Below are 23,295 nucleotides of genomic sequence, written 5' to 3'. Positions count from 1 at the left end.
CAGGCGACGGTGCTCAGGCCGCGGTGCTCAGGCGGCGGTGCGGGCCTCGCGGCGGTAGCCGCCCGGGGCCTGGCCGAACTCCCGCTTGAACGCCTTCGCGAAGGCGTACTCCGATCCGTACCCCGTCCTCGCCGCCACCGCCGTCAGCGGCGCCTCCGACTCGCGCAGCAGCCGGGCGGCGGTGGTCATCCGCCAGCGGGTCAGGTACGCCATCGGCGGCTCGCCCACCATCGAGGTGAAGCGGCGGGCGAAGGCCGCCCGGGACAGGCCCGCCCGGCCCGCCAGCGACTCCACCGTCCACGGCACGGCCGGGGACTCGTGGATCGCCGACAGCGCCGGGGCCACCGCCGAGTCCCGCAGCGCGGCCGCCCAGCCGACGGCCGTCGCGGCGGGCCGGTCCTCGACCCAGGCGCGCAGGATGTACAGCAGCAGCGCGTCGATCAGGGCCGGGACGATGCCCGCCGAACCGATCCTCGGGTTCTCCAGCTCCGCGCCCAACAGCTGGACGGCGGAGGCCAGTTCGGGGTGGCGGCCGTGCCGGGTCTCCAGGTGGATCAGTGCCGGGAGCTGGCCGACCATCGGGTGCGGGCGGCCCTGGTCCAGGTGGTAGTTGCCGCACAGCAGGCTGGCGCGGGCGCCGCCGCCACCGAGGCCGAGTGTGCCGATCGGCAGGCCCGCGTCCACCCGGCAGGCCAGGGCGTCCACCGGCGGGGTGTCCGGGTGGTCCGCCAGGACGTGGCCGCCGCCGTCGCGCAGGAACACCACGTCGCCCTGGCTGAGTGCCACCGGCTGCCAGGTGGCCCCGGGGGCCGGGAGCAGCCAGCAGGTGCCGTACAGCACCACGTGGAACCCGGCCCCCAGCACCGGGGGCAGGCGCAGGGACCACGGCGCGCTGCCCTCCGTGCGGACGGAGGACGGGTGCGCCGTGCGCATCGAGGCGAGCGCCTCGCTCAGGATGTCCAACTCCCGCGCCTTCCGCCGCTAGTCGATCAGCCGGTCAGTCGATCAGTCGATGGTCAGGACGACCTTGCCCTGGACGGTACCCGAGCCGACCAGCTCGTGGGCCCGCCCGGCCTCGGCCAGGGGGAAGGTCGCGGACACGTGCGGGCGGATCGCGCCGCTGTCGACGAGCGCGGCGACGGCCTCCAGGGAGGCGTAGTCCGGCTCGACGGAGACGCCCGCGAAGCGCCGGCCGGCGGCCTCGACCGCGGCGGCGAGCTCCTGGTTCCAGTGCTCCATGATGCTCACCAGCACGCCGCCCGGCTTGAGGACCTCGAGTGAGCGGGTGCCCGAGGAGGAGGAGTCGAAGACGACGTCGACGTCCTTGACCGCCTCGGTGTAGTCCGTGGTGCGGTAGTCGATCACCTCGTCGGCGCCCAGCTCCCGCAGGAAGGCGTGCTTGGGCTCGCTCGCCAGCGCGATCACGTACGCGCCACGGGACTTGGCGATCTGCACGGCGAGGTGGCCGACGCCGCCCGCCGCGCGGTGGACCAGTACCCGGTCACCCTCGCCGATGTTCGCCAGGTCCACCAGGCCCTGCCAGGCGGTCAGCGCGGCGAGCGGCAGCGCGGCGGCCTGCACATGGTCCAACGAGGCGGGCTTGCGGGCCAGTTGGCGCGAGGGCGCGGCCACGTACTCGGCGTACCCACCGGCCGCCCGCGGGAAGAACGGCATCCCGTACACCTCCTCGCCCACCCGGTACCGCGCCCCCGGCCCGGCCTCCTCGACCACGCCCGACACGTCCCACCCCACCGTGAACTCCGGCTCCCCCAGCAGCGGAAACGCCCCCGACCGCACCGCCACGTCCACCGGATTCACCCCGGCCGCCCTCACCCGCACCAGTACCTCACCGCTCAGCGGCTTCGGCCGCTCCACCTCGGCGACCTCCAGCACCTCGGGTCCGCCGAACTCCTTCTGCACGATGGCACGCATCGCGTCCCTCCCTCGTCTCGTCGCTTCGTCGTTTGCGATGGATCCAACGTTAGGGAGGAAGGACGAGCGGATGAATATCCTCCAGTCTCCGGAAGATGTCCCATCGTCTCGCCCGGCGAGCGTCTCAGGCGGAGTAGCGGACGAGGGCGTCGGTGGCGAGCTCGAAGTCGAAGGGGGCGGGGTCGGCACGCGCTCGCCGAACCTGCCCTCCCACTGCCGGTGGGCCTGATCGGTCACGGTGTCATCGTTTCACGCGGCCCGGACGCGACGAGGCGCCGCCGGGTCGGGTCCCGGCGGCGCCTCAGGGGTGTTCGGGGGTGACTAGAACACCGGCTGGCCGGCGCGGACGAGGCGCCAGGAGTTGGTGAAGAAGTCGGCGGGGTCGATGACGCCCTTGGCCTTCACCCAGGCGATCATGGTGTTGCGGATCTCGTCGGAGTTCGACCAGACCAGCTTGGCCTTCGCCACGTGGGGGAAGTTGCCGCCGCCGTTGGCGCGGTAGTTGTTGACCGCGAGGACGAACTCGGCGGCCGGGTCGATCGGCTTGCCCTGGAACGACAGGTTGACGATCCGCTGGCCCTTGGGCTGGGAGATGTCGATGTCGTAGCTCAGGCCGTAGAGCGAGTCGTAGTTGTAGTCCGGGGTGGTCTCGGCGCCGGTCAGGGCGTCCTTGTCGACCGGGGCGCCCGGGGCGAGCTGGTTGTAGTACTTCGCCGAGAACTCCAGGTAGTCCTTGAGCTGGGCGCCCGTCAGGACGCGGGCCTCCAGGGTGTTCTCGTAGATGTACAGACCCGCCGCGTCACGCAGCTTGACCTGGCCCGAGGGGATCACCGCGGTGCGGTTGAACGGCGCGGCCTGGGCCAGCACCGGCAGGTTGGCGTACTGCCCGCCCGCCAGGGCCGCCTTCACCGCGTCGGCCTGGACCTTGCCGATGAGGTCGATGATCGGGGTCGCCTTGAAGCGGGACTCCGCGATCGACAGCTCGATCTTGCTGGTGCCGATGTTCTGGTTGACGTACGCCACGACCTTCTTGTGCTGGCCGATCAGCGCGTTGGTGATCTCCGGGTTCTCCGGCACCGTGTTGGAGTTCAGCACCCGGGAGGAGACCGAGGAGACCTTCCAGTGGCCGCCGACGAACTCCACCTCGAAGTCGAAGCAGCTCAGGCGCTGGCCCCAGCACAGCGGCTCGGACAGGACGACCGTCCTGCCGGTCTTCTTGTTGACGATCAGGCGCTGCGCCACCTCCTTGTGGGTGTGGCCGACGAGCACCGCGTCGATGTCCGCGACGGTCTCGGCCATCTCACCGGAGGCGTCCTCGGGCCAGGGCAGCTGGTCGCCGTAGGTGGTGGGCTCGTCGATGCCCGAGTGGGCGGAGACGACGATGACGTCCGCGCCGGCGGCCTTCATCCGGGGCACGTACTTCGCGGCGGTCTCGACGATGCCGGGGAAGACCATCTTGCCGCTGACGTTGGCCTTGTCCCAGATCGCGATGCCCGGGTTGGTGAGGCCGAGGATGCCGACCCTGAGCGGCTTGTCCTCGTCCAGCCAGATCTCCTTGATCACGTACGGCTTGAAGGCCGGCTTCTCGTTCTTCGCGTGCAGGGCGTTGGCGCCCAGCAGCGGGAACTCGCACTGGTCCTCGAACGCCTTCACGGTCGGGATGCCGTAGTTGAACTCGTGGTTGCCGAGCGCGGCGGCGTCGTAGCCCATGAGGTTCATGGCGACGGCCATCGGGTGGTCAGGCACGGTGTCCGCGTCGGTGGCGATCGGCTCGACCCGGGCGTAGTAGTACGTCAGCTGGGTGCCCTGGATGATGTCGCCGGAGTCGATCAGCAGGCAGCGGTCCCAGCCCTTGTCCTCGCGGACCTGGTTGGCCAGGGTCGAGATCTTGGCGAGGCCGACCGCGTTGTGGGCCTTGTCGACGTACTCGGCGTCGGTGAAGTAGTCCCAGTTGAGCACCCGGCCGTGGAGGTCGGTGGTGCCCATGACGGTGAAGGACTGCTTGCGGCCCTGCTGCTTCTTGTCGTCCTTGGCGCCCTTGGCCGCCGTGCTCGGCTCGGCGGCCACGGCGGGAGCGGCGGCGGCGACGACGGCCCCGCCGGCCAGGGCGGCGCCGGCGGCGGTGGCGGCGGACCGGGTGACGAAGTCACGGCGGTTGAGGGACATGGATGAATCTCCCGGGTGGGACCGACGGTGAACGAACCGTCAACTGATGTGCCGATGAAAGTGATCGTGGTGCGCCCACGCGCGTTGACGCGCGTAGAAAAGGGGCGCGGGTGGAAGTCTGCCGTGTGGGCCGGGCCGAGGGATAGCCCCCGGACGTTTCCAGCAGGTGAGATCTTGGCGACTCGTTCGTGACGGAGCTGGGCGGGGGTGGCGGTGTTCCCGCCCAGCCCGCCCAGCCCAGCCCCGTCACGGCGCGGCCGGGCGTCGGCGGGGCGTCGGCAGGGCTCAGCGGAGCTCGGCCGAGAGCTCCGCCACCGCCCGTCCCAGCTCGACCGCCGGGTCCGGCGCGCCCGGGCCCGCCCACGGGTGCCAGGTGCGCGCCCGCAGGTAGCCGTCCACCGCCACCGGCAGGCGGTGGCGCACGATCCGCCGCACCTGCGGGCCCGGCCGCGCCGCCCGCAGGGAGGCCAGCAGCTCGGGCACCCCCGCCGAGTCGGGCAGGGGGACGCCGGCCAGGTGCGCGGCCAGGGCGTCCAGTTCGGGGTCGGCGGCGGGCCTGCGGGGCTGCGCGGCGGCCTTCGCCGGAGCCTTCGCCGGGGTCGCGGCCTTCGCCGGGCCCGGCTGGGGACCGGGCTGAGGACCCGGACCCGGGCCGGGCCGCTCCTTGGGCCCCGGGGTCAGCAGCGCGCCCGCCCCGTACAGGCCCACCACCACCCCCGGCCACCACGAGCCGCCCAGCCCCACGGCGTGCAGCCCCACGCCGACCACCCCGCACCCGCAGCCGACCAGGTTCCGCATCGACTCGGCGTACGCGACGACCCGCCGGAGCAGCGGGTTACTGATAGCCACGGATCTCCTCGAACACGCCGTCCAGCGAACCCCCGCCGTCGAACAGCTTGCCGCCGCTCACGTCCGCGATCCCCTGCAGCTGGCCCACCGCCGCCTCGCCGAACTTGATCGGGAAGATCGGGATCGACTTCTCCGCCGCCGGCAGCGCGTCGTGGAACTTGCGGAAGTCCCCGTCCGTGGCGCCCTCGTTGCTCTCCCCGTCCGTCATCAGCACGATCGAGGTGAACCGGTCGTCGTGCGCCTCCGCCTGCTGCTGCTCGATCACCTTGTACGCCTGCTCCAGCGAGTCGTACAGCGCCGTCCCGCCCTCGGCCTGCAGCGACTGCACGTCCGCGTTGATCGCGGCCAGCTCCGTCTCCGGGCCGGGACTGCTCCCCGAGGGCGGCACCACGTGCGACTTCGTCCACTTCACCTTCGACGCGAAGGAGAGCAGCGACACCTGCTCACGGTTGCGGAAGCGCCGCAGCCCCCGGGTGTCGTCCGCGCCCGTCAGCCTGCCCAGCGCCGTCTTCAGCGAGTCCAGGCGCTGCCCCATCATCGAACCCGAGGTGTCCAGCACGTACACCGTCCGGGACGGGCGGCGCAGGTCGTTCTGGTACGAGGCCAGCAGGCCGTCCGCCACCGCCCGGGTGCCCGGGAACGGCAGCTCCTTGCGACGGTCCGTCGGCAGGCCCGCCGCCGGCGCCGCTCCCGCCGACACCGGGCGGCGCAGCGTCGTCTCGGAGATCCTCTTCTGTACGTCGTCCTTGAGCAGGTAGGCCGTCAGCCGCTTGAACGCGTCGTGCTGCGCCTCGCCCGAGGAGGACAGCAGCGACAGCGGATAGTCCGCCGACACCACGCCGTCCACCGGCCGCACCACCGTCAACTGCCGGTCCGCGGGAAGGGTCTTGTTCATCGACAGCAGGACGGACTCGTAGTTCACCAGCGCGCCGATCCGGCCCGGCTCCGCCTTCGCGTACGCCTGCGCCAGCCAGCCCGAGGAACCGGAGGTCATCTTCTGGCCGGTGAAGAACTGCTTCAGCTGCGGCGTCGCCTTCTGCACGTCCGCCTCCGTCAACGCCGCCCCCGCGCCCGAGAACGCCGAGGCCACCGCCACCAGCGTCGAGAAGCCCGAGTTGGAACGCGACGGGTCCGACATGCCGTACGCCAGCTTGCCGCCCGCCGCCGCGTCGCCGATCTGCGCCCAGGTGACCTTCGAGCCGTCCCCCCAGCCGAGGTCGGCCAGCACCGAGGAGCGCACCCCGATCGCCACCGGCGAGACCATCACCGGGGTCTCGGTGAGCACCTTCGACTTGCCCGCCTGGTCCAGGCGCAGGTACTGGTTCGACGGGAACCACACCGCGTCGTACTTGCCGTCCGCCCGGCCCGAGGACACCGCGTCCGCGCCGTCCAGCGTGCCCGTCCACTCGAACTTCACGGAGACGCCGGTCGCCTTCTGCGCCTCGTCCAGCACCGGCTGCAGGTCCTGCAGCTCGCTGCCCGCCAGCACCCGCAGCGTCCCCGGGGCGGCGGAGGACGGGAAGGGCGCCGCGGACGACGGGTTCGGGTTCGGCGTCGGCTTCGGCGAGGACGTGCAGGACGTCACCGTCACCGCCGCCGTCACCAGCGACGTGAGCAGGACGGCGAGTCGGCCGCCCCGGGTGGTGCGCATCCTCACTTGGGACCCCCCTTGGCCACGTTCGTCAACTTCCTCAGGAACTCCAGCGAAGGCACCGGCGCCTGCCCGACGTTCGCCGACTTGAGGTCCGGCGCGAGTTGCGGCTGCCGGCCCTTCGTCTCCTGGCCGAACACCTCCGGGCGCTTCTGCGGGCGGAAGCCGTACCTCGCCTCCAGGCTGACCAGGACGTCGTCGTCCCGCAGCAGGGACGCGAGCTTGCGGCCGGCCTCGGTCCTGCCCACCAGCGTGTGGTCCGAGTGCACCGTGGTGTCCGGGTACAGCACGACGGTGTCGTTCAACGGCGCGCCCTGGAGCTGCAACTGGGCCACCTGCGACTCGTAGCCGAAGACGAGCGGCCTGCCCACGTTCGCGGTGAAGTTGCGGAACACCTCGTCGGTGCTGCTCTTCAGGGAGCCCTGGGGGCCCACCGCCGCGTTCATCACCTTCGCCACCTTCGTCACCGCGGCGTCGTCCGACACCACCTGGTGGTCGTTCGCCGCCCAGGACAGCAGGGCCAGGAACATCGCGCCCGAGGACGAGGTCTCCGGGTCGGTGGTCGTGACCAGCACCTGGCCCCTCAGATCCGGATTGTTCTCCGCACCCTTCATGGACTCCCAGCGCTTGCCCTGGTCGAGGGCCTTCACGTACTCGTCCATCTTGAACTTCCACACCTGGGTGGCATCGTCCTTCTCGGCCAGGCCGCCGTTCTTCAGCACGTCCGCCGCCGCCTGGTGCGTCAGGATGACCACCGGCGAGTAGAACGGCACCACCGGCGAATCCTGGAGCTTCCAGGCGCGCTTGACGGCGTCCGCCGGCTCGCCGCTCGCCGGGAAGGCGAAGTCCAGCTTCTCCGGGGAGGCCGACGCCTGGTCGGCCATCGTCCAGGAGCCCGTCGAGTCGGCGTTCACGACGAGGCCCTGCTTCGCCAACTCGTCCTTCACCGACTGGTCTTCGAAGAACGCCCGCTTCTCCGAACCGATCAGCCCGGTGATCGTCACCTTGTTCGCCGTCGTGTTCGTCGTCGGGTTCGGGTTCGGGTCGTCCGGGATCAACGCGTAGGCCACTATGCCCAGCAGGGCCACGGCCGTCGCGATCCCGAGCACTCGTTTCACCATCTGTGCCGCATCCCCCTCGTCCCCCTGCCATGTCGGGTCGTCACCCAAGGGTGACGAGCGTCTCGCCGGGCACCGAGCGGCAGCCGAAGCTGCGGTGAACCGGGGGTGAACACCCCTTCACGGAATCGCATCGGCCGCGGAGGGTCGAACGGCCCTCGAACCTTCTGCCGAACCGCCCTTCGACCTGCCCCTCGAACCGGCTTCGCACACCGGTCCGAGGATGTGTCAGATTGTTCAACTCGCCTTCTGGAAACGGTCATCCCGAGGCCCGGACCCGCGTCGAGGTTACGCGCCGGTAATGCCTAGTCTCAGCACTATGCGCCGAGCAAAAATCGTCTGTACCCTCGGGCCCGCCACCGACTCGTACGACCAGATCAAGGCCCTGGTCGACGCCGGGATGGACATCGCCCGATTCAACCTCAGCCACGGCACCCACGCCGAACACGAGGAACGCTACCGTCGGGTCCGCAAGGCCGCCGACGAGACCGGCCGGAGCATCGGCGTCCTCGCCGACCTCCAAGGCCCCAAGATCCGCCTCGACACCTTCGCCCACGGCCCCGTACTCCTCGAACGCGGCGACGAGTTCACCATCTCCACCGACAACGGCGTCGTGGGGGACAAGGACATCTGCGGCACCACCTACCCCGGCCTCGCGGGCGACGTCACCCGCGGCGAACGCATCCTCGTCGACGACGGACGCGTCACCCTCGAGGTCGTCGAGGTCGACGGACCGCACGTGCGATGCCTCGTCATCGAAGGCGGCCTCGTCTCCGACCACAAGGGCCTCAACCTCCCCGGCGTCGACGTCTCCGTCCCCGCGCTCAGCGACAAGGACGTCGCCGACCTGCGATGGGCGCTGCGCACCGGGGCCGACATCGTCGCGCTCTCCTTCGTCCGCAGCGGACGCGACATCGAGGACGTCCACCGGATCATGGCCGAGGAGGGGCGCTTCGTGCCCGTCATCGCCAAGATCGAGAAGCCGCAGGCCGTGGAGAACATCGAATCCGTCGTCGCCGCCTTCGACGGCATCATGGTGGCGCGCGGGGATCTGGGCGTGGAGATGCCCCTCGAACAGATCCCGCTCGTCCAGAAGCGCGCCGTCAAGCTCGCCAAGCGCAACGCCAAGCCGGTCATCGTCGCCACCCAGATGCTCGACTCGATGATCAACGCCTCCCGGCCCACCCGCGCCGAGACCTCGGACGTCGCCAACGCGGTGCTCGACGGTACCGACGCGGTGATGCTCTCCGGGGAGACCTCGGTGGGCAAGTACCCCGTCGAGACCGTCAAGACCATGGCCCGCATCATCGAGGCCGCGGAGAACGACATCCTCGCCGCGGGCCTGCCCCCGCTCACCGCCGGCACCAAGCCCCGCACCCAGGGCGGCGCCGTCGCCCGCGCGGCGGCCGAGATCGGCGACTTCCTGCACGCCAAGTACCTCATCGCCTTCACCCAGTCCGGCGACACCGCCCGCCGCCTCACCCGCTACCGCTCACCCATCCCCGTCCTCGCCTTCACCTACGAACCGGCCGTCCGCAGCCAACTCGCCCTCACCTGGGGCGTGGAGACCTTCCTCGGCCCCTTCGCCCCCACCACCGACCAGATGGTCGAACAGGTCGACGCGGCGTTGTTGTCCCTCGGCCGCTGCCAGAAGGGCGACATCGTCGTCATCACCGCCGGCTCCCCACCCGGCCTCGCCGGCTCCACCAACCTCGTCCGCGTCCACCACGTGGGCACGCTGGACGCCTGACGGGCACATCGCGGCGCGGCCCTCGGGCGAGGGCCGCGCCGCGATCGTCAGTACTTGGGGCCGATGTGGGCGTCCATGAGGGCAACGGAGTCCTTCCGGGCGATGGAGATGTTGAAGCCGCCGTTGGATCGGGAGGCGGTCTTCCACTGGACGCCGACGGCGTCGAGCGTGGCCGTGAAGAGGCCGATGATGTCGGCCGAGGTGTTGGTGAAGAAGTAACGCGGGTACTCGTAGCGCTTCTTGACGCCACCGACCGTGCGGGTCGTCCAGTTGGTGATGCGGCAGCCGTCGGAGTGGATGAGGCCGCGCAGGAACTCCCACGGGCACGAATCGACGATTTCCTGCTGCCAGGGCTCCAGGGTTATGGCGCGCAGATGCTTCTTGCCGGAGCCGTGCTGCGGGAAGAGACAGGGCCAGTGCTTGCTGGTGCTGACGACGCTCGTGCAGCCGGGCGCGTGGACACGGTTGACCTTGTTGTGCGGCATGACGGCTGAGACGGCACGCTCGCACTCGCGGATGAGACCCGGCCAGGTGTCGCAGCAGGCGATGCGGAGCGCATGGACCTTGCGCCGGCCCTCGCTGATGCAGCCGTCACCGAGGTAGAGGCCGAGTAGATAGGCATAGTCGGCGCGAGGTCGTGAGGAATCCAGCTGTCCATTACGGACCGGGCATTCGGCGGTCATGCGTGGGCTGGGCACGGCACCGGAAGCCCACTCGCGAATCGAGAAGCGGGAGATTCCTGTTGCTCGGCTGACCTGGCTGAAGGTCAGCCCGGAGAAGTGCAGGTCGAGTGCTCGCTGACGCGCGGCCATGTCGTACATGCAATCGAGCGTGTGCGAATTGCGTGAGCAGGCACAGCAAATGCCGCGATCTTCAATCGAAGTGATGAAGATCGCCAACCATTAGGCTGCCCTAAGTGGATTAAGAAATGAAGGAAAGTGCCCCGGGTGGGATTCGAACCCACGCTGTATGGTGTTTGAGACCATCGCCTCTCGCCGCTGGGCTACCGGGGCGCCCATGGATTCGAAGGTTGAACTTCGGACCCGCTGGTCTCAAACATACCGTGTCTAGGTACCCTCGTGCATGCAGTACCCCGCCGGAACTAGGAGCCCCGTGAGCACCGCCGACGAGCAGGCACAGCCGCTTGAGACCGAATCGCCCCAGATCACCCGGATCGTGATCGCCGAGGATGAGGCGTTGATCCGTCTCGACCTCAAGGAGATGCTCGAGGAGGAGGGGTACACGGTCGTCGGGGAAGCGGGCGACGGGGAGACGGCGGTGAAGCTGGTCGAGGAGTTGCGGCCGGATCTGGCGATCTTCGATGTGAAGATGCCGGTGCTGGACGGGTTGTCGGCGGCCGAGCAGATCCACGACAAGCACCTGGCGCCGGTGCTGATGCTGACGGCGTTCTCGCAGCGGGAGCTGGTGGACCGGGCGCGGGACGCCGGGGCGATGGCGTACATCGTGAAGCCGTTCTCCAAGTCGGACCTGGTGCCGGCGATCGAGATGGCGGTGTCGCGGTACACCGAGATGCGGGCGCTGGAGAAGGAGATCGGGGATCTCACCCAGCGGCTGGAGACCCGGAAGCTGGTGGACCGGGCGAAGGGTGTGCTGCAGACGAAGTTCGGGCTGAACGAGCCCGCCGCGTTCCGGTGGATCCAGAAGACCTCGATGGACCGGCGGATGACGATGGCGGCGGTGGCCGAGGCGGTCATCGAGGAGGGCGAGGCCCAGGACCGTAAGAAGGTCGAAGAGGCTGAGAAGGGCGAGTAGTCGCCATGACGAAGGGCCCGGCAGATTCGAATCCGCCGGGCCCTTCGTCATGCGTGCGGAAGGGGTCAGTCCTCGCCGAGGTACGCCTTGCGGACGGACTCGTCGTGGAGGAGGTCGGCGCCCGTGCCGGAGAGGACGATGCGGCCGGTTTCCATGACGTAGCCGCGGTCGGACAGGGACAGGGCGGCCTGGGCGTTCTGTTCGACGAGGAGGATGGTGGTTCCGCTCGCCTTGAGTTCGACGATGGTGGCCATGATCTTCTGCATCATGAGCGGGGAGAGCCCCATGGACGGCTCGTCGAGCATGAGCAGCTTGGGGCGGCTCATCAGGGCCCGGCCCATGGCGAGCATCTGCTGTTCGCCGCCGGAGAGGGTGCCGGCGGCCTGCTTGCGGCGTTCGCCGAGGATGGGGAAGAGGGTGTAGGCGCGCTCGACGTCGGCGGTGATGCCGGGGGTGTCGGTGCGCAGGAAGGCGCCGAGGAGGAGGTTCTCCTCGATGGTCATGCGGGGGAAGATGTGCCGGCCTTCGGGGGAGTGGGCGAGGCCGAGGGAGACGATCTTGTGGGCGGGGACGGTGGAGAGGTCCTGGCCCTCGAAGGTGATGTGTCCGGCGGTGGGCTTGAGGAGGCCGGAGAGGGTGCGCAGGGTGGTGGTCTTGCCGGCGCCGTTGGTGCCGATGAGGGTGGTGACCTCGCCCTGTTCGACGGTGAAGCTGATGCCCTTGACGGCCTCGATCTTGCCGTAGGAGACGCGGAGGTCCTGGACTTCGAGGAGTGTGCTCACTTGTCGGTCTCCGTAGCGGTGTCCGTGACAGTGTCCGTAACTGCCTCGTCGATCGGGGCGCCGAGGTAGGCGGTGATGACGCGTTCGTCGTTCTGGACGGTGTCGCGGTCGCCTTCGACGATCTTCTGGCCCTGGACGAGGACGGCGGTGCGGTCGCACAGGTTGAAGATGAAGCGCATGTCGTGCTCGATGACGAGGATCGAGATGCCGCGGTCGCGGATGGCGAAGACGAGTTCCTCGGCGGCCCTGGTCTCCTGGGGGTTCATGCCGGCGGTGGGCTCGTCGAGGAGCAGCAGGCCGGGGTCGGAGGCGAGGGCGCGGGCGATCTCGAGCTTGCGCTGTTCGCCGTAGGGGAGGTTGCGGGCGAGGTGGTCGGCCTTGTCGGCGAGGCCGGTGAAGGCGAGGAGTTCCATGGCCTTCTCGCGGCTCTCGGCTTCGGCGCGGTGGTAGCGGGGGCCGCGGAGGATGGCGGAGAAGATGCCTTCCTTGGTGCGGCTGTGGCGGCCGACGAGGACGTTCTCGAGGACGGTCATGTTGGCGAAGAGCCGGATGTTCTGGAAGGTGCGGGCGATGCCGGCCTGGGTGACGAGGTGGGGTTTGGGCGGCAGGAGGGTGCCGCGGTAGCGGACGGCGCCTTCGGTGGGGACGTAGAGGCCCGTGAGGCAGTTGAAGAAGGTGGTCTTGCCGGCGCCGTTGGGGCCGATGAGGCCGATGATCTCGCCCTGGCCGACGGTGAGGGAGACGTCGTTGACGGCGGTGAGGCCGCCGAAGCGCATGGTGACGCCGGTGACGTCGAGCAGGGGGGTGGCGGTGGTGGTCATGGGGTGGGTCACGCCCCTGCCTTGGTGAGTGCGGTGTCGTCGCCGGTGGGTTGGGCGGGGATGGCGGCGGCTTCGTGGAACTCGAGCTGCCGTCGCCGGTTGGGGATGAGTCCTTCGGGGCGGACGCGCATGAGGACGATGAGGGCGGCGCCGAAGGCGAGGAGCTGGTAGTCGGAGAGGAATTCCAGCTTCTTGGGGATGAGGAAGAGGAGGGTGGCGCCGACGAGGGGTCCGCTGATGGTGCCCATGCCGCCGAGGATGACGGCGGCGAGGAGGAAGGCGGAGTTGGGCGGGAGGGCCTCGGCGAAGGTGTACTGGTCGGGGGTGACGGTGTAGCTGACGTGGGCCTGGACGGTGCCGGCGACGCCGGCGAGGCAGGCGCCGAGGGCGAAGGCGAGGAGCTTGAGGCGGAAGCCGTTGATGCCCATGGCCTCGGCGGCGGTCTCGTCCTCGCGGATGGCGACCCAGGCGCGGCCGATGCGGGAGTCGCCGACCCGGGCGAAGACGAGCACGACGAGGGCGGTGACGAGGAGCATCAGCAGGTAGTAGTTGGAGAAGCGGCCGAGTTCGATTCCGGCGACCTCGTGGGTCTTGCCGAGGTTGAACCCGAAGATCTCCAGGTCGGGGATGCGCGGGATGCCGTTGGAGCCGTTGGTGACGTTGGGGCCGGTGGTCCCGTTGAGGCTCTGCATGGTGATGCGGAAGATCTCGCCGAAGCCGAGGGTGACGATGGCGAGGTAGTCGCCGCGCAGTCGCAGGGTGGGGGCGCCGATGAGGACGCCGAAGACCATGGACGCGGCGGCGCCGGTGAGCATCGCTCCCCAGAAGGGGAACTGGACGTGGATCGGCGAGGCGGGGGAGCCGGAGACCAGGGCGGCCGCGTAGGCGCCGACGCCGAGGAAGGCGACGTAGCCGAGGTCGAGCAGGCCCGCGAGGCCGACGACGATGTTGAGGCCGAGGGCGACGGTGGCGAAGATCAGGATGTTGGTGGCGACGGAGGTGTACTGGTCGCTGCTCTGGGTGAACGGGAAGCTCGCGGCGGCGGCGAAGGCGGCGCCGGTGGTGACGGGGCGGTGCTTGACCGTCAGGGCGCGCAGCCGGGCGAGGAGGCCGGACTTGCCGAGCGCGGCGACGAAGGCCGGGGCGAGCAGCAGGTAGCCGATGAAGAGTTCGCCGTACTCGGTGTCGATGCCGAAGGTGATGGCGAACAGGCCCAGGCCGAAGGCGACGACGATGAGCAGGATCTCGGCCCAGGAGGGCAGTTCCCTGGCGGTGGGCAGGGGCCGTTCGACGGTGCCCAGGCGCAGCCAGGAGTTGGCGAGGTGGCCGAGTTGGAGGAGGAGGACGGCGCCGGTGGCGATGGCGATGCCGCCGGCGAGGGCGGTCATGACGGGCGCGACGGGCTTGTCCTCGGGGATGGCGTGGGTGGCGACCCAGACGAGGGGGGCTGCGGGGACGAGCAGGAAGAGCCGCTTGTCGATGATGCGCAGTGGGACGTGGGTGCGCCGGTCGAGGGGGAGGCCGAGGGCGCCGACGATGGTGGTGAGGCCGCCGGCGGCGAGGACCCAGCCGCCGGGTTCGAGGTTGGCGAGGCCCCCGAGTTCGGCGGAGATGGAGGCGACGGAGTAGACGCTGACGGCGAGGGCGCCGGCGGCGGCGAGGAGGACGGCGTTGTGGCTGCGGATGGGTGCGGCCCAGCGCAGTCCGGGCAGGCCCCGGGTGCCGAGGAGGAGGACGAGGGTGAGGAGGCCGGCGGCGAGGGCGAGCCACTGGAGGCCGGCGGGGGAGCCGGTGTAGGTGAGGTCGCCGGGGTATTCGCTGGTCCAGGTCCAGGAGAGGGCGGCGGACGCGGCGGTGAGGAGGGCGCCGAGGCCCGTGAGGGCGGTGGCGGCGTTGGCCGGCAGGGGGATGATCCGGCTGGTCTCGGTGGTGGTCACGTTGATCACGCCCTGTCCGCGACGCGCTCGCCGAGCAGGCCCTGGGGCCGGACGAGGAGGACGACGATGAGGAGTACGAAGGCCCACACGTCCTTCCAGACGCCGCCGCCGAAGAGGTGCATGCCGGGGATGTCCTGGACGTAGCCGGAGGCGAGGGCTTCGGCGACGCCGAGGGTGAGGCCGCCGAGCATGGCTCCGTAGATGTTGCCGATGCCGCCGAGGACGGCGGCGGTGAAGGCTTTGAGTCCGAGGATGAAGCCCATGCGGAAGTCGACCTGGCCGGTGCGCAGGCCGTAGGCGACGGCGGCGACGGCGGCGAACGCGGCGCCGATGGCGAAGGCCATGACGATGATGCGGTCGGTGTCGATGCCCATGAGCTTGGCGGTGTCGGGGTCCTGGCTGGTGGCCTGCATGGCGCGGCCGGAGCGGGTGCGGTTGACGAACCAGCCGAGGGCGAGCATGCACAGGGGCGCGGCGATGATGAGGAAGAGGTCGCTGCGCTGGATGGTGACGGAGCCGAGGGTGAAGGGGTCGCCGGGGATCTTGGGGAAGACGCGGGCCTTCTTGGCGTCCGGGTAGAAGGAGAAGACGAGTTGCTGCAGGAAGATGGACAGCCCGATGGCGGTGATGAGGGGGGCCAGCCGGGGGGCGCTGCGCAGGGGCCGGTAGGCGAAGCGCTCGGCGGCGACGGCGGTGAGGGTGGAGACCAGGATGCCGGCGATGAGCATCAGCGGGATGGCCAGCCAGAGGGTGGTGCCGCCGGGGAGGGAGAGGTAGGCGGTCAGGGCGCCGAAGCCGCCGACCATGACGATCTCGCCGTGGGCGAAGTTGATGAGCTGGACGATGCCGTAGACCATCGTGTAGCCGATCGCGACGAGTCCGTAGAGGGCGCCGAGGATCAGGCCGTTGGCCAGCTGCTGCGGTAGGTCGTGCACCGCTGGGCCTCCGTAGTGCGTTCGGGGGTGTCCGCGTGGGTGGTGGATGTGGGGGCGCGCGGGGGCACTCGTGGGGCCCCCGCGCGCTCGGTGCTTCAGGTGCTGGGTGGTTCGGGCCGGCTGGTTCGGGTGCCGGGTGCCGGGTGTTCCGTTCCGGGTTCCGGCGGGCGTTCGGCCCGGGGCGGTGGGTCAGCCCTTGAAGGTGCCGGACTTCTCGACGGCCCACTTGCTGTCCTTGACCGTGTAGACGGTCAGCTGCTTGTTGGTGGTGTCGCCGAACTCGTCGAAGGAGACCTTGCCGGTGACGCCGTCGAAGGAGACGCCCTGGACGGCGTCGCGGACGAGCTCGCGGGCCTTGCTGTCGCCGAGCTTGCCGTCGGCCTTGACCTTCTTGACGCCCTGGATGATGGCCCAGGCGCTGTCGTAGGAGTAGCCGCCGTAGGTCTCGTAGGCGTCCTTGTAGCCGGCCGCCTTGTAGTCGTCGATGAACTGCTTGGCGGTGGGCAGGGATTCGACGGGCAGGCCGACGGCGGTGGCGAGGTCGCCCTGGGACTTGGGGTTGAGCTTGATGTAGTCGCCGCTCTGCATGCCGTCGCCGCCCATGACGGGGATGGCGACGCCGGCGTCCTTGAGCTGGAGGGAGAGCGGGCCGGCGGCGGGGTACTCGCCGCCGTAGTAGACGGCGTCGGCGCCGGAGCTCTTGACCTGGGTGACGATGGCGGCGAAGTCGCGGTCGTCGGGGTTGACGTGCTGCGCGCCGACGATGGTGCCGCCGAGCTTGGTGAACTCGCTCTTGAAGGTGGCGGCGAGGCCGGCGCCGTAGGTCTTCTGGTCGTCGATGAGGAAGACCTTGGTCTTCTTGGCGTCGGTGTAGAGGTACTGGGCGGCGAAGGGGCCCTGGACGGCGTCGGTGGTGGCGGTGCGGAAGTAGGACTTGAAGGGGCGCTTCTTGTCGCCGCTGGCCCACTTCTCGCCCTGGCTGAGGGCGACGCCGGTGTTGGCGGGGGAGATCTCGACGAGGTTCTTGTCGTCGAAGATCTGCTGCATCGACTGGGCGACGCTGGAGTTGAGGGGGCCGACGACGCCGAGGACCTTGTCGTCGGCGGTGAGCTGGGTGGCGTTCTGCTGGCCGGGGGCGGGCTTGCCCGTGTCGTCGAGGGCCTTGATCTCGAACTTGACGCCGGGGACCTCGTTGGTGGAGTTGGCCTTCTTGACGGCGAGCTCGACGGAGTTCCTGATGCCGAGGCCGAGGGCGGAGAGGTCACCGCTGAGGGGGGCGTCGACGCCGATGACGACGGTGGTGGTGGCGGCGTTGTTGTCCTTGCCGCCGGCGCTGTCCTTCTTCTCGCCACGGGAGCCGCACGCGCTGAGGCTGAGGGCGCCGATGACGGCAATGCTCACGACAACTGCTGCACGATGACGCACGAGGGTCCCCTTCGGTTCGGGAGGCGCCGCGCCTGACTGGCGGGTGCCGGGATGCGCGGAGGGCAGAGCCCAGATCGATTGGCGCGGTGACTGGCCGTGACTCTAGATGGCGTCAGGCGACTCGGGCAGTGCTGCGGGAATGCTGTGATTCTCTTGTTATGAGCACACGGAGCATTTTTCTCAGCATGTGGACAATGCGGCTTGATCGATCCGGAACAGCCGGGTGTTTCCGCGCTGGTAAAGCGATGTAAGGCCCGTAAACATGGGGTGCAGCTGGCAGCGCCGATAATCGGACGCCGGTGTCCGGTGTGCTGGTTTCGACCGTGCACATCCGTATTCCGGACGGTGGGAGTGCGGACGGGGAGTTCCGGGTCGCTTTCCGGCCTCGGAACTGCGGGTTACGTGGACGTCCTACTTGTTACATAGCGTTACGGTCGCGTGAATCGGCCCGGACGCGACAGCGCCCCCTCGTCCAGACCAACGCCTGCCCAGGGGTGGGTGTGGTCAAACAAGGGGGCGGTCAAGGGATTTGACTTCGTCTTGGCTGAACTCGCGTCAGCCGTGGGGACGTTGTGTGCGGAAGGGGTGCGTCCTACGGGGTCCCGTCGGTCTCGTCGGTTCGGCCGGTCGCGTTGATCCGGCCGGTCGCGTTGATCCGGCGGGTCGCGTTGACCCGGCCGGTCCTACAGGTCGCGCAGCATGCAGGTCAGCCGGCAGCTGGTGATCCGCTTGCCGGTGTCGTCCGTGATCGCGATCTCGTACGTCGCCGCCGTGCGGCCCTTGAACACCGCCGTGGCGACGCCGGTGACCAGCCCGGAGGTGGCCGAGCGGTGGTGGGTGGCGTTGAGGTCCACGCCCACCGCGTACCGGCCCGGCCCGGCGTGCAGCATCGCGCCGATCGAGCCCAGCGTCTCGGCCAGCGCGGCCGAGGCGCCGCCGTGCAGCAGCCCGTACGGCTGCTGGTTGCCCTCCACCGGCATGGTGCCGACCACGCGGTCGCCGGACGCCTCGACGATCCGGATGCCGAGCTTCTCGCCGAGGTGGCCGCCGGAGAACGTCTCCGGGCTCACGCCGAGCTTGGCGAAGTGGTCGAGGACGTCCTGCGGGACGTTCAGGACGGGCGCGGTGTCGGGTGCGGTGTCGCGGGTCGCGTCGGTCATGGGGAACTCCTGCCGCTGGGGGGTCACATCATCGTGCTGCCTGTGATCGTACGACCGGCCTACTGGGCGGTAGCGGCCGTCCCGCGCGGCTGGCGTGCCGCTCGCGCCCTGCTGGGGCGGCGGCGCGGGCCGTTGACGCGGCGCCCCTTTTGTCGGTGCCGGGCCATAGGATCGGTGGCCGGTAGTGGAATCGGCAGGAACGGACGTTGACGTGGCTACGCAGAGTACGGACAAGGGCGCGGCGGGTGGCGGCGAGGCCGGCCGGCGGCCCCGGCTGATGCTGCTCGACGGGCACTCGATGGCCTACCGGGCCTTCTACGCACTGCCCGTGGAGAACTTCAACACCTCCACCGGCCAGCCGACCAACGCGGTCTACGGCTTCGCCTCGATGCTCGCCAACACCGTCCGCGACGAGCAGCCCACCCACCTCGCGGTCGCCTTCGACCTCTCCCGGCAGACGTTCCGCTCCGCCGAGTTCCCCGACTACAAGGCCAACCGCGCCAAGACGCCGGACGAGTTCCGCAGCCAGATCGGCCTGATCGGCGAACTGCTCGACGCCATGCACATCCCCCGGCTCACCGTCGAGGGCTTCGAGGCCGACGACATCATCGCCACCCTCGCCACCGCCGCCGAGGCGTCCGGCTTCGAGGTCCAGATCGTCACCGGCGACCGGGACTCGCTCCAGCTGGTCACCGACCACGTCACCGTCCTCTATCCGACCAAGGGCGTCTCCGAGCTCACCCGCTACACCCCGGAGAAGGTCGCCGAGAAGTACGGCGTCACCCCGAACCAGTACCCGGACCTCGCCGCCCTGCGCGGCGACCCGTCCGACAACCTGCCCGGCATCCCCGGCGTCGGCGAGAAGACCGCCGCCAAGTGGGTCAACCAGTTCGGCTCCTTCGAGGAACTCGTCGCCCGCGCCGACGAGGTGAAGGGCAAGATCGGCGAGAAGCTGCGCGACAACCTCGACTCCGTCAAGCGCAACCGGATGCTCACCGAGCTCGTCCGCGACGTCGAACTCCCCCTCGGCGTCGACGACCTGGAGCGCAAGGCGTTCGACAAGGGCGCCGTCGGCACGCTGATGGAGTCCCTGGAGTTCCGCAACGCCAACTTCCGCGACCGCGTCTTCGGCGTCGACCCGACCGGCGCGGCCGAGGAGGAGGTCGAGCTCGCCCCCGGTGTCGAGGTCGACGGCGAACTCCTCACCGACCCCGGCACCCTGGCCTCCTGGCTGCGCGAGCACGGCACCGACGGCAAGACCACCGTCGCCCTCGCCGCCGTCTACGCGTGGGCCCTCGGCAGCGGCGAGGTCACCGAAGTCGCCCTCGCCGCAGGGGAGTCCGCCGCCTGGTTCGACCCGGCGCAGCTCGCCGAGGAGGACGAGCGGGCCTTCGCCGCCTGGCTCGCCGACCCGGCCGCCCCCAAGGCCCTGCACATCGCCAAGCAGGTCATGCGCGCCTTCGCCGAGCGCGGCTGGACGATCGAGGGCGTCGTCGCCGACACGGCGCTGGCCGCGTACCTGGAGAAGCCCGGCCGGCGCACCTTCACCCTGGAGGCGCTCGCCGAGGAGTACCTCGCCCGCTCCCTCGCCCCGGCCCCCGCCGCCGAGAGCGGCCAGCTCACCTTCGACGCCCCCGAGGAGGACGGGACGGCCGCCGCCCAGGCCCTCATGCTCCAGGCCCGCGCCGTCCTCGACCTCGCCGCGATGTTCGACACCCGCCTCGCCGAGGTCGGCGCCACCGAGCTGCTGCGCGACATGGAACTGCCCATCGCCGCCCTGCTCGCCCGCATGGAGCGCTACGGCATCGCCGCCGACCGCGACTGGCTCACCACGATCGAGGCGCAGTTCGCCGCCGAGATCCAGCGCTGCGTCGAGGAGGCCCACGCCGCCGCCGGCCACGAGTTCAACCTCGGCTCGCCCAAGCAGCTCCAGGAGATCCTCTTCGGCGAACTCGCCCTCCCCAAGACCAAGAAGATCAAGACCGGCTACACCACCGACGCCGACGCCCTGACCTGGCTCGCCACCCAGACCGACAACGAACTGCCGGTCATCCTGCTGCGCCACCGCGACCAGGCCAAGCTGCGCACCACCGTCGAGGGCCTGCTCAAGACCGTCTCGCCGCAGGGGCGCATCCACACCACCTTCAACCAGATGGTCGCCGCCACCGGCCGCCTCTCCTCGCAGGACCCGAACCTGCAGAACATCCCGGTGCGCACCGAGGAGGGCCGCGCCATCCGGCGCGCCTTCATCGTCGGCGAGGGCTACGAGTCGCTGCTCACCGCCGACTACTCGCAGATCGAACTGCGCATCATGGCGCACCTGTCCGAGGACGAGGCGCTCATCGAAGCCTTCGCCTCCGGCGAGGACCTGCACACCACCGTCGCCTCCCAGGTCTTCGAGGTGCCCGGGGCGGCCGTGGACGCCGAGATGCGCCGCAAGATCAAGGCCATGTCGTACGGCCTCGCGTACGGGCTCTCCGCGTACGGGCTCTCGCAGCAGCTCGGCATCAAGCCGGCCGAGGCGCAGGGCCTGATGGACACCTACTTCGAGCGCTTCGGCGGCGTGCGCGAGTACCTGCACCGGGTGGTCGAGGAGGCCCGGGCGACGGGCTACACCGAGACCCTGCTCGGGCGCCGCCGCTACCTGCCGGACCTCAACAGCGACAACCGCCAGCGCCGCGAGATGGCCGAGCGGATGGCGCTCAACGCGCCCATCCAGGGCTCGGCCGCCGACATCGTCAAGATCGCGATGCTGCGGGTGGACGAGGCGCTGCGGGCCGCCGGGCTCAGGTCGCGGATGCTGCTGCAGGTGCACGACGAAATCGTGCTGGAACTGGCCCCGGGCGAGCGCGAGGGCGTCGAGGCGATCGTGCGCGCGCAGATGGCGGGGGCGTACCCGCTGCGGGCGCCGCTGGACGTGTCGGTGGGCGTGGGGGCGAACTGGGAGGTCGCCGCGCACTGACGTGCCCGTGTGACGGCGGCGGGCCCGGGCGCTTCGGTGCCCGGGCCCGCCGCCGTCGTGCTCAGCCGTCGTGCTCAGCCGTCGTGCTCAGCCGTCGTGCTCAGCCGTCGTGCTCAGCCGTCGTGCTCAGCCGTCGTGCGCGGTGGGCCGGGGGGAAGGAAGGCGACGGCCCGGTGCCGGAAGCTCGTTGGGGGATCGGGGCGTCACTCTCAGGTGGGCGGCGGCGAGCAGCAGGCACAGCGCGGCCGACGTCGACCAGAGCGCCGTCGTGCCGGCGTGGGCGAGGAGTTGGGTGCCGAGGACGGGGGCGAGGGTGGCGGCGATGCCCCAGCTGGTGCCGAAGACGGCCAGGTAGCGGCCGGCGGCGCCGGGGGGGGCGAGGTCGGCGACCAGGGCATAGGCGCGGCCGATGACCAGCAGGTCGCCGAGGCTCATCACGGCGGTGGCGGCGATCAGCGCGGGCAGGGAGTGCGCGAGCGCGTAGCCGGTGAGCCCGGCCGCGAGGAGCAGGTGGGCCAGGGCGAGGGCGGCGGGCGTCGACAGCCTCTCGATCGCGGGCAGCCGGGTCAGGGGCTGGGCGAGGACGGTGGTGGCCGCGGCGGCGGTGAACAGGAGCCCGGCGTCGGCGGCGGGGCGCCCCTCGCGGGCGAGCGCCAGGGGCAGGGACATCACCGTCTGCTGGTTGATCAGGGCGTAGGCGGTGCCGGTGGCCAGGACGCTGACCAACCGCGGGTCGCGCAGCGGCCGGATGGGCGGCGCCGTTTCGGCGGGCCGGGAGGCGGGGCGGTCCCGGGGGAGGGCGAGCCGGATCAGCAGGGCGCAGGCCAGGCAGGTGGCGGCGTCGGCGAGGAAGAGCAGCCGCAGGTCCCAGCGGCCGAGCAGCGCGGCGAGCAGTCCGGCGCCCATGGCCCCGGCGGCGATGGCCGCGCTGAACAGGCTGAACGCGCGCACGCGGTGCTGCGGCGGTACGGCTTCGCTGACGAGGGCCTGGCTCGGCGGCTCGTACAGCTCGAAGGCGAGCCCGAGCAGCACCGCGCCCGCGACCGCCGAGGGGAGTGAGCGGGAGGCGGCGATCGCCGTCTGGGCGAGGGCGCAGCCGCAGAGGCCGAGCACGATCGTGGAGCGGCGGCCGATCCGGTCGGCGAGGCGTCCGCCGGCCAGCCGGGAGGGGATGGTGGCCAGGCCGAAGGCGGCCGTGACCAGTCCGGCGGTGGTGAGGCTCGCGCCGTGGTCGGTGCGGATCAGCGCGGTGAGGAAGGGCAGGGAGAAGGCTCCGAGCCGGTTCACGACCCGGGCGAGGAGGAGCAGGCGGACGGTGCGGGGCAATGCCTCGGGGCGGGGCACGGGCGGCCACTCTCTCGCGTCACTGGTGAATCGGATAATGTCAGTGATGGACTGCGGTGATGAGCACCGTAGGCGAGTGAGGGGTAACTGGTCAAGTGTTGTTCGACAGTCACATGCGGGCGCTTCTCGACGCCTCCATCGCCCTCGTCAACGGACTCACCGACGGCGAGGCGCGCGGCCGCGCCTACGTCGCGCCCGAGGGCGCCGAACGCGTGGGCGCCGTCCGGGCCGTCCTCAACGCCGGAGCCGACCTCGACGCCGACGCCGCCGACCACCTGGCCGCGACCGCCCGCGCCCTGCGCACCATCTTCGAAGCCGTCGCCGAGGACCGCCTCGACGAGGCCGTCCACGCCCTCAATGCGATCCTCCAGGACAGCGGCGCCCGCCCCCAGTTGGACCGGGCGCCGGGCGAACCCTGGCAGGTCCACTTCCACGGCGCCGACGACTCGTACGCCGTCGGGTGGCGCGCCGGCTGCGCCACGGGCCTGGCCATGGCCATCGGCGGCGACTACGCCGGCCGCCTCGGCGTCTGCGCGGCCCCGCGCTGCGACCGCGTCTACGTGGACACCTCCCGCAACGCCGGCCGCCAGTTCTGCTCCACGGCCTGCCAGAACCGCGTCAAGGCCGCCGCCTTCCGCGCCCGCCGGGCGGGATAGGGGGCGCGTTCCGATGGGCGGGACAGGGGCGCGG

Annotated in this window: 18 protein-coding genes and 1 tRNA gene; 4 read left to right on the top strand and 15 right to left on the bottom strand. The window is 70.6% G+C overall.

Annotated features, from left to right (window positions below):
• Positions 1 to 27 precede the first annotated feature (27 nt).
• The 6 genes from IH61_RS0113005 to IH61_RS0112975 all read right to left on the bottom strand — a co-directional run bounded on the left by IH61_RS0113005 (position 28) and on the right by IH61_RS0112975 (position 7,719).
• The gene (locus tag IH61_RS0113005) at positions 28 to 963 is read right to left on the bottom strand and encodes an AraC family transcriptional regulator (RefSeq protein ID WP_031069042.1); all 936 of its coding nucleotides are present in this window, start codon (positions 961 to 963) and stop codon (positions 28 to 30) included.
• A 42-nt stretch (positions 964 to 1,005) separates the two neighbouring features.
• The gene (locus IH61_RS0113000; protein WP_031069033.1) at positions 1,006 to 1,932 is read right to left on the bottom strand and encodes an NADP-dependent oxidoreductase; all 927 of its coding nucleotides are present in this window, start codon (positions 1,930 to 1,932) and stop codon (positions 1,006 to 1,008) included.
• A gap of 321 nt (positions 1,933 to 2,253) precedes the next feature.
• A complete protein-coding gene (locus IH61_RS0112990) occupies positions 2,254 to 4,098 on the bottom strand; it encodes a bifunctional metallophosphatase/5'-nucleotidase (protein ID WP_031069031.1) in 1,845 nt (614 codons plus the stop codon).
• Positions 4,099 to 4,383: 285 nt separating this feature from the next.
• The gene (locus tag IH61_RS0112985; RefSeq protein WP_051836953.1) at positions 4,384 to 4,947 is read right to left on the bottom strand and encodes a hypothetical protein; all 564 of its coding nucleotides are present in this window, start codon (positions 4,945 to 4,947) and stop codon (positions 4,384 to 4,386) included.
• Entirely contained in the window at positions 4,934 to 6,598 is a 1,665-nt protein-coding gene (locus IH61_RS0112980; protein WP_031069026.1) for a VWA domain-containing protein, read from the bottom strand. Before IH61_RS0112980 ends, IH61_RS0112985 begins: the two co-directional genes overlap by 14 nt.
• A 2-nt stretch (positions 6,599 to 6,600) precedes the next feature.
• A complete protein-coding gene (locus tag IH61_RS0112975; RefSeq protein ID WP_031069025.1) occupies positions 6,601 to 7,719 on the bottom strand; it encodes a substrate-binding domain-containing protein in 1,119 nt (372 codons plus the stop codon).
• 316 nt (positions 7,720 to 8,035) lie between these two features.
• Between IH61_RS0112975 and pyk the strand changes: the two genes are divergently transcribed.
• Complete coding sequence (gene pyk, locus IH61_RS0112970) at positions 8,036 to 9,466, top strand: pyruvate kinase (protein WP_031069023.1); 1,431 nt, start codon at positions 8,036 to 8,038, stop codon at positions 9,464 to 9,466.
• 47 nt (positions 9,467 to 9,513) lie between these two features.
• Here pyk and IH61_RS0112965 read toward each other — a convergent pair whose 3' ends face one another.
• Together IH61_RS0112965 and IH61_RS0112960 are read right to left on the bottom strand one after the other, a co-directional pair.
• Entirely contained in the window at positions 9,514 to 10,287 is a 774-nt protein-coding gene (locus IH61_RS0112965) for a hypothetical protein (protein ID WP_031069021.1), read from the bottom strand.
• Between the two features lie 118 nt (positions 10,288 to 10,405).
• Positions 10,406 to 10,479 (bottom strand) — tRNA-Leu (locus IH61_RS0112960).
• Positions 10,480 to 10,549: 70 nt separating this feature from the next.
• On the opposite strand from IH61_RS0112960, the gene IH61_RS0112955 reads away from it, so the two are divergent.
• The gene (locus IH61_RS0112955; RefSeq protein WP_234327161.1) at positions 10,550 to 11,239 is read left to right on the top strand and encodes an ANTAR domain-containing response regulator; all 690 of its coding nucleotides are present in this window, start codon (positions 10,550 to 10,552) and stop codon (positions 11,237 to 11,239) included.
• A 65-nt stretch (positions 11,240 to 11,304) separates the two neighbouring features.
• Here the strand turns inward: IH61_RS0112955 and IH61_RS0112950 are convergent, their stop codons facing one another.
• From IH61_RS0112950 to IH61_RS0112925, 6 genes are all read right to left on the bottom strand, one after another.
• Entirely contained in the window at positions 11,305 to 12,021 is a 717-nt protein-coding gene (locus tag IH61_RS0112950) for an ABC transporter ATP-binding protein (protein ID WP_031069018.1), read from the bottom strand.
• Positions 12,018 to 12,842, bottom strand: coding sequence for an ABC transporter ATP-binding protein (locus IH61_RS0112945; RefSeq protein WP_051836951.1), 825 nt, complete (start codon positions 12,840 to 12,842; stop codon positions 12,018 to 12,020). Before IH61_RS0112945 ends, IH61_RS0112950 begins: the two co-directional genes overlap by 4 nt.
• Before the next feature lie 8 nt (positions 12,843 to 12,850).
• On the bottom strand, positions 12,851 to 14,788 hold the full coding sequence (locus IH61_RS0112940) for a branched-chain amino acid ABC transporter permease (RefSeq protein WP_031069014.1): 1,938 nt from the start codon (positions 14,786 to 14,788) through the stop codon (positions 12,851 to 12,853).
• Positions 14,785 to 15,714, bottom strand: a complete 930-nt coding sequence (locus IH61_RS0112935; protein ID WP_031069012.1) for a branched-chain amino acid ABC transporter permease — start codon at positions 15,712 to 15,714, stop codon at positions 14,785 to 14,787. The genes IH61_RS0112940 and IH61_RS0112935 overlap by 4 nt, the downstream gene beginning before the upstream one ends.
• Before the next feature lie 189 nt (positions 15,715 to 15,903).
• Entirely contained in the window at positions 15,904 to 17,139 is a 1,236-nt protein-coding gene (locus IH61_RS0112930; RefSeq protein WP_031069010.1) for a branched-chain amino acid ABC transporter substrate-binding protein, read from the bottom strand.
• Positions 17,140 to 17,822: 683 nt separating this feature from the next.
• A complete protein-coding gene (locus IH61_RS0112925) occupies positions 17,823 to 18,299 on the bottom strand; it encodes a PaaI family thioesterase (protein ID WP_051836950.1) in 477 nt (158 codons plus the stop codon).
• A 277-nt stretch (positions 18,300 to 18,576) separates the two neighbouring features.
• On the opposite strand from IH61_RS0112925, the gene polA reads away from it, so the two are divergent.
• On the top strand, positions 18,577 to 21,261 hold the full coding sequence (polA, locus tag IH61_RS0112920) for a DNA polymerase I (RefSeq protein WP_078911062.1): 2,685 nt from the start codon (positions 18,577 to 18,579) through the stop codon (positions 21,259 to 21,261).
• 126 nt (positions 21,262 to 21,387) lie between these two features.
• Here polA and IH61_RS0112915 read toward each other — a convergent pair whose 3' ends face one another.
• Positions 21,388 to 22,605 (bottom strand): MFS transporter, encoded by a 1,218-nt coding sequence (locus IH61_RS0112915; RefSeq protein ID WP_234327160.1) that lies wholly within the window; start codon positions 22,603 to 22,605, stop codon positions 21,388 to 21,390.
• A 95-nt stretch (positions 22,606 to 22,700) separates the two neighbouring features.
• On the opposite strand from IH61_RS0112915, the gene IH61_RS0112910 reads away from it, so the two are divergent.
• The gene (locus tag IH61_RS0112910) at positions 22,701 to 23,261 is read left to right on the top strand and encodes a CGNR zinc finger domain-containing protein (RefSeq protein ID WP_031069001.1); all 561 of its coding nucleotides are present in this window, start codon (positions 22,701 to 22,703) and stop codon (positions 23,259 to 23,261) included.
• Positions 23,262 to 23,295 lie beyond the last annotated feature (34 nt).

It is taken from the genome of Streptomyces sp. NRRL WC-3742 (genome assembly GCF_000720635.1).
In the GTDB taxonomy this organism is placed as follows: domain Bacteria; phylum Actinomycetota; class Actinomycetes; order Streptomycetales; family Streptomycetaceae; genus Kitasatospora.
This window is presented reverse-complemented; position numbering and strand designations above follow the sequence as displayed.

What these genes read in the sequence shown, in the direction of transcription:
- IH61_RS0113000 (WP_031069033.1), bottom strand. Translation starts at nt 1,932, where the DNA reads ATGCGTGCCATCGTGCAGAAGGAGTTCGGCGGACCCGAGGTGCTGGAG.
- IH61_RS0112990 (WP_031069031.1), bottom strand. Translation starts at nt 4,098, where the DNA reads ATGTCCCTCAACCGCCGTGACTTCGTCACCCGGTCCGCCGCCACCGCC.
- IH61_RS0112980 (WP_031069026.1), bottom strand. Translation starts at nt 6,598, where the DNA reads ATGCGCACCACCCGGGGCGGCCGACTCGCCGTCCTGCTCACGTCGCTG.
- IH61_RS0112975 (WP_031069025.1), bottom strand. Translation starts at nt 7,719, where the DNA reads ATGGTGAAACGAGTGCTCGGGATCGCGACGGCCGTGGCCCTGCTGGGC.
- pyk (WP_031069023.1), top strand. Translation starts at nt 8,036, where the DNA reads ATGCGCCGAGCAAAAATCGTCTGTACCCTCGGGCCCGCCACCGACTCG.
- IH61_RS0112965 (WP_031069021.1), bottom strand. Translation starts at nt 10,287, where the DNA reads ATGTACGACATGGCCGCGCGTCAGCGAGCACTCGACCTGCACTTCTCC.
- IH61_RS0112955 (WP_234327161.1), top strand. Translation starts at nt 10,550, where the DNA reads ATGCAGTACCCCGCCGGAACTAGGAGCCCCGTGAGCACCGCCGACGAG.
- IH61_RS0112945 (WP_051836951.1), bottom strand. Translation starts at nt 12,842, where the DNA reads ATGACCACCACCGCCACCCCCCTGCTCGACGTCACCGGCGTCACCATG.
- IH61_RS0112925 (WP_051836950.1), bottom strand. Translation starts at nt 18,299, where the DNA reads ATGACCGACGCGACCCGCGACACCGCACCCGACACCGCGCCCGTCCTG.
- polA (WP_078911062.1), top strand. Translation starts at nt 18,577, where the DNA reads ATGCTGCTCGACGGGCACTCGATGGCCTACCGGGCCTTCTACGCACTG.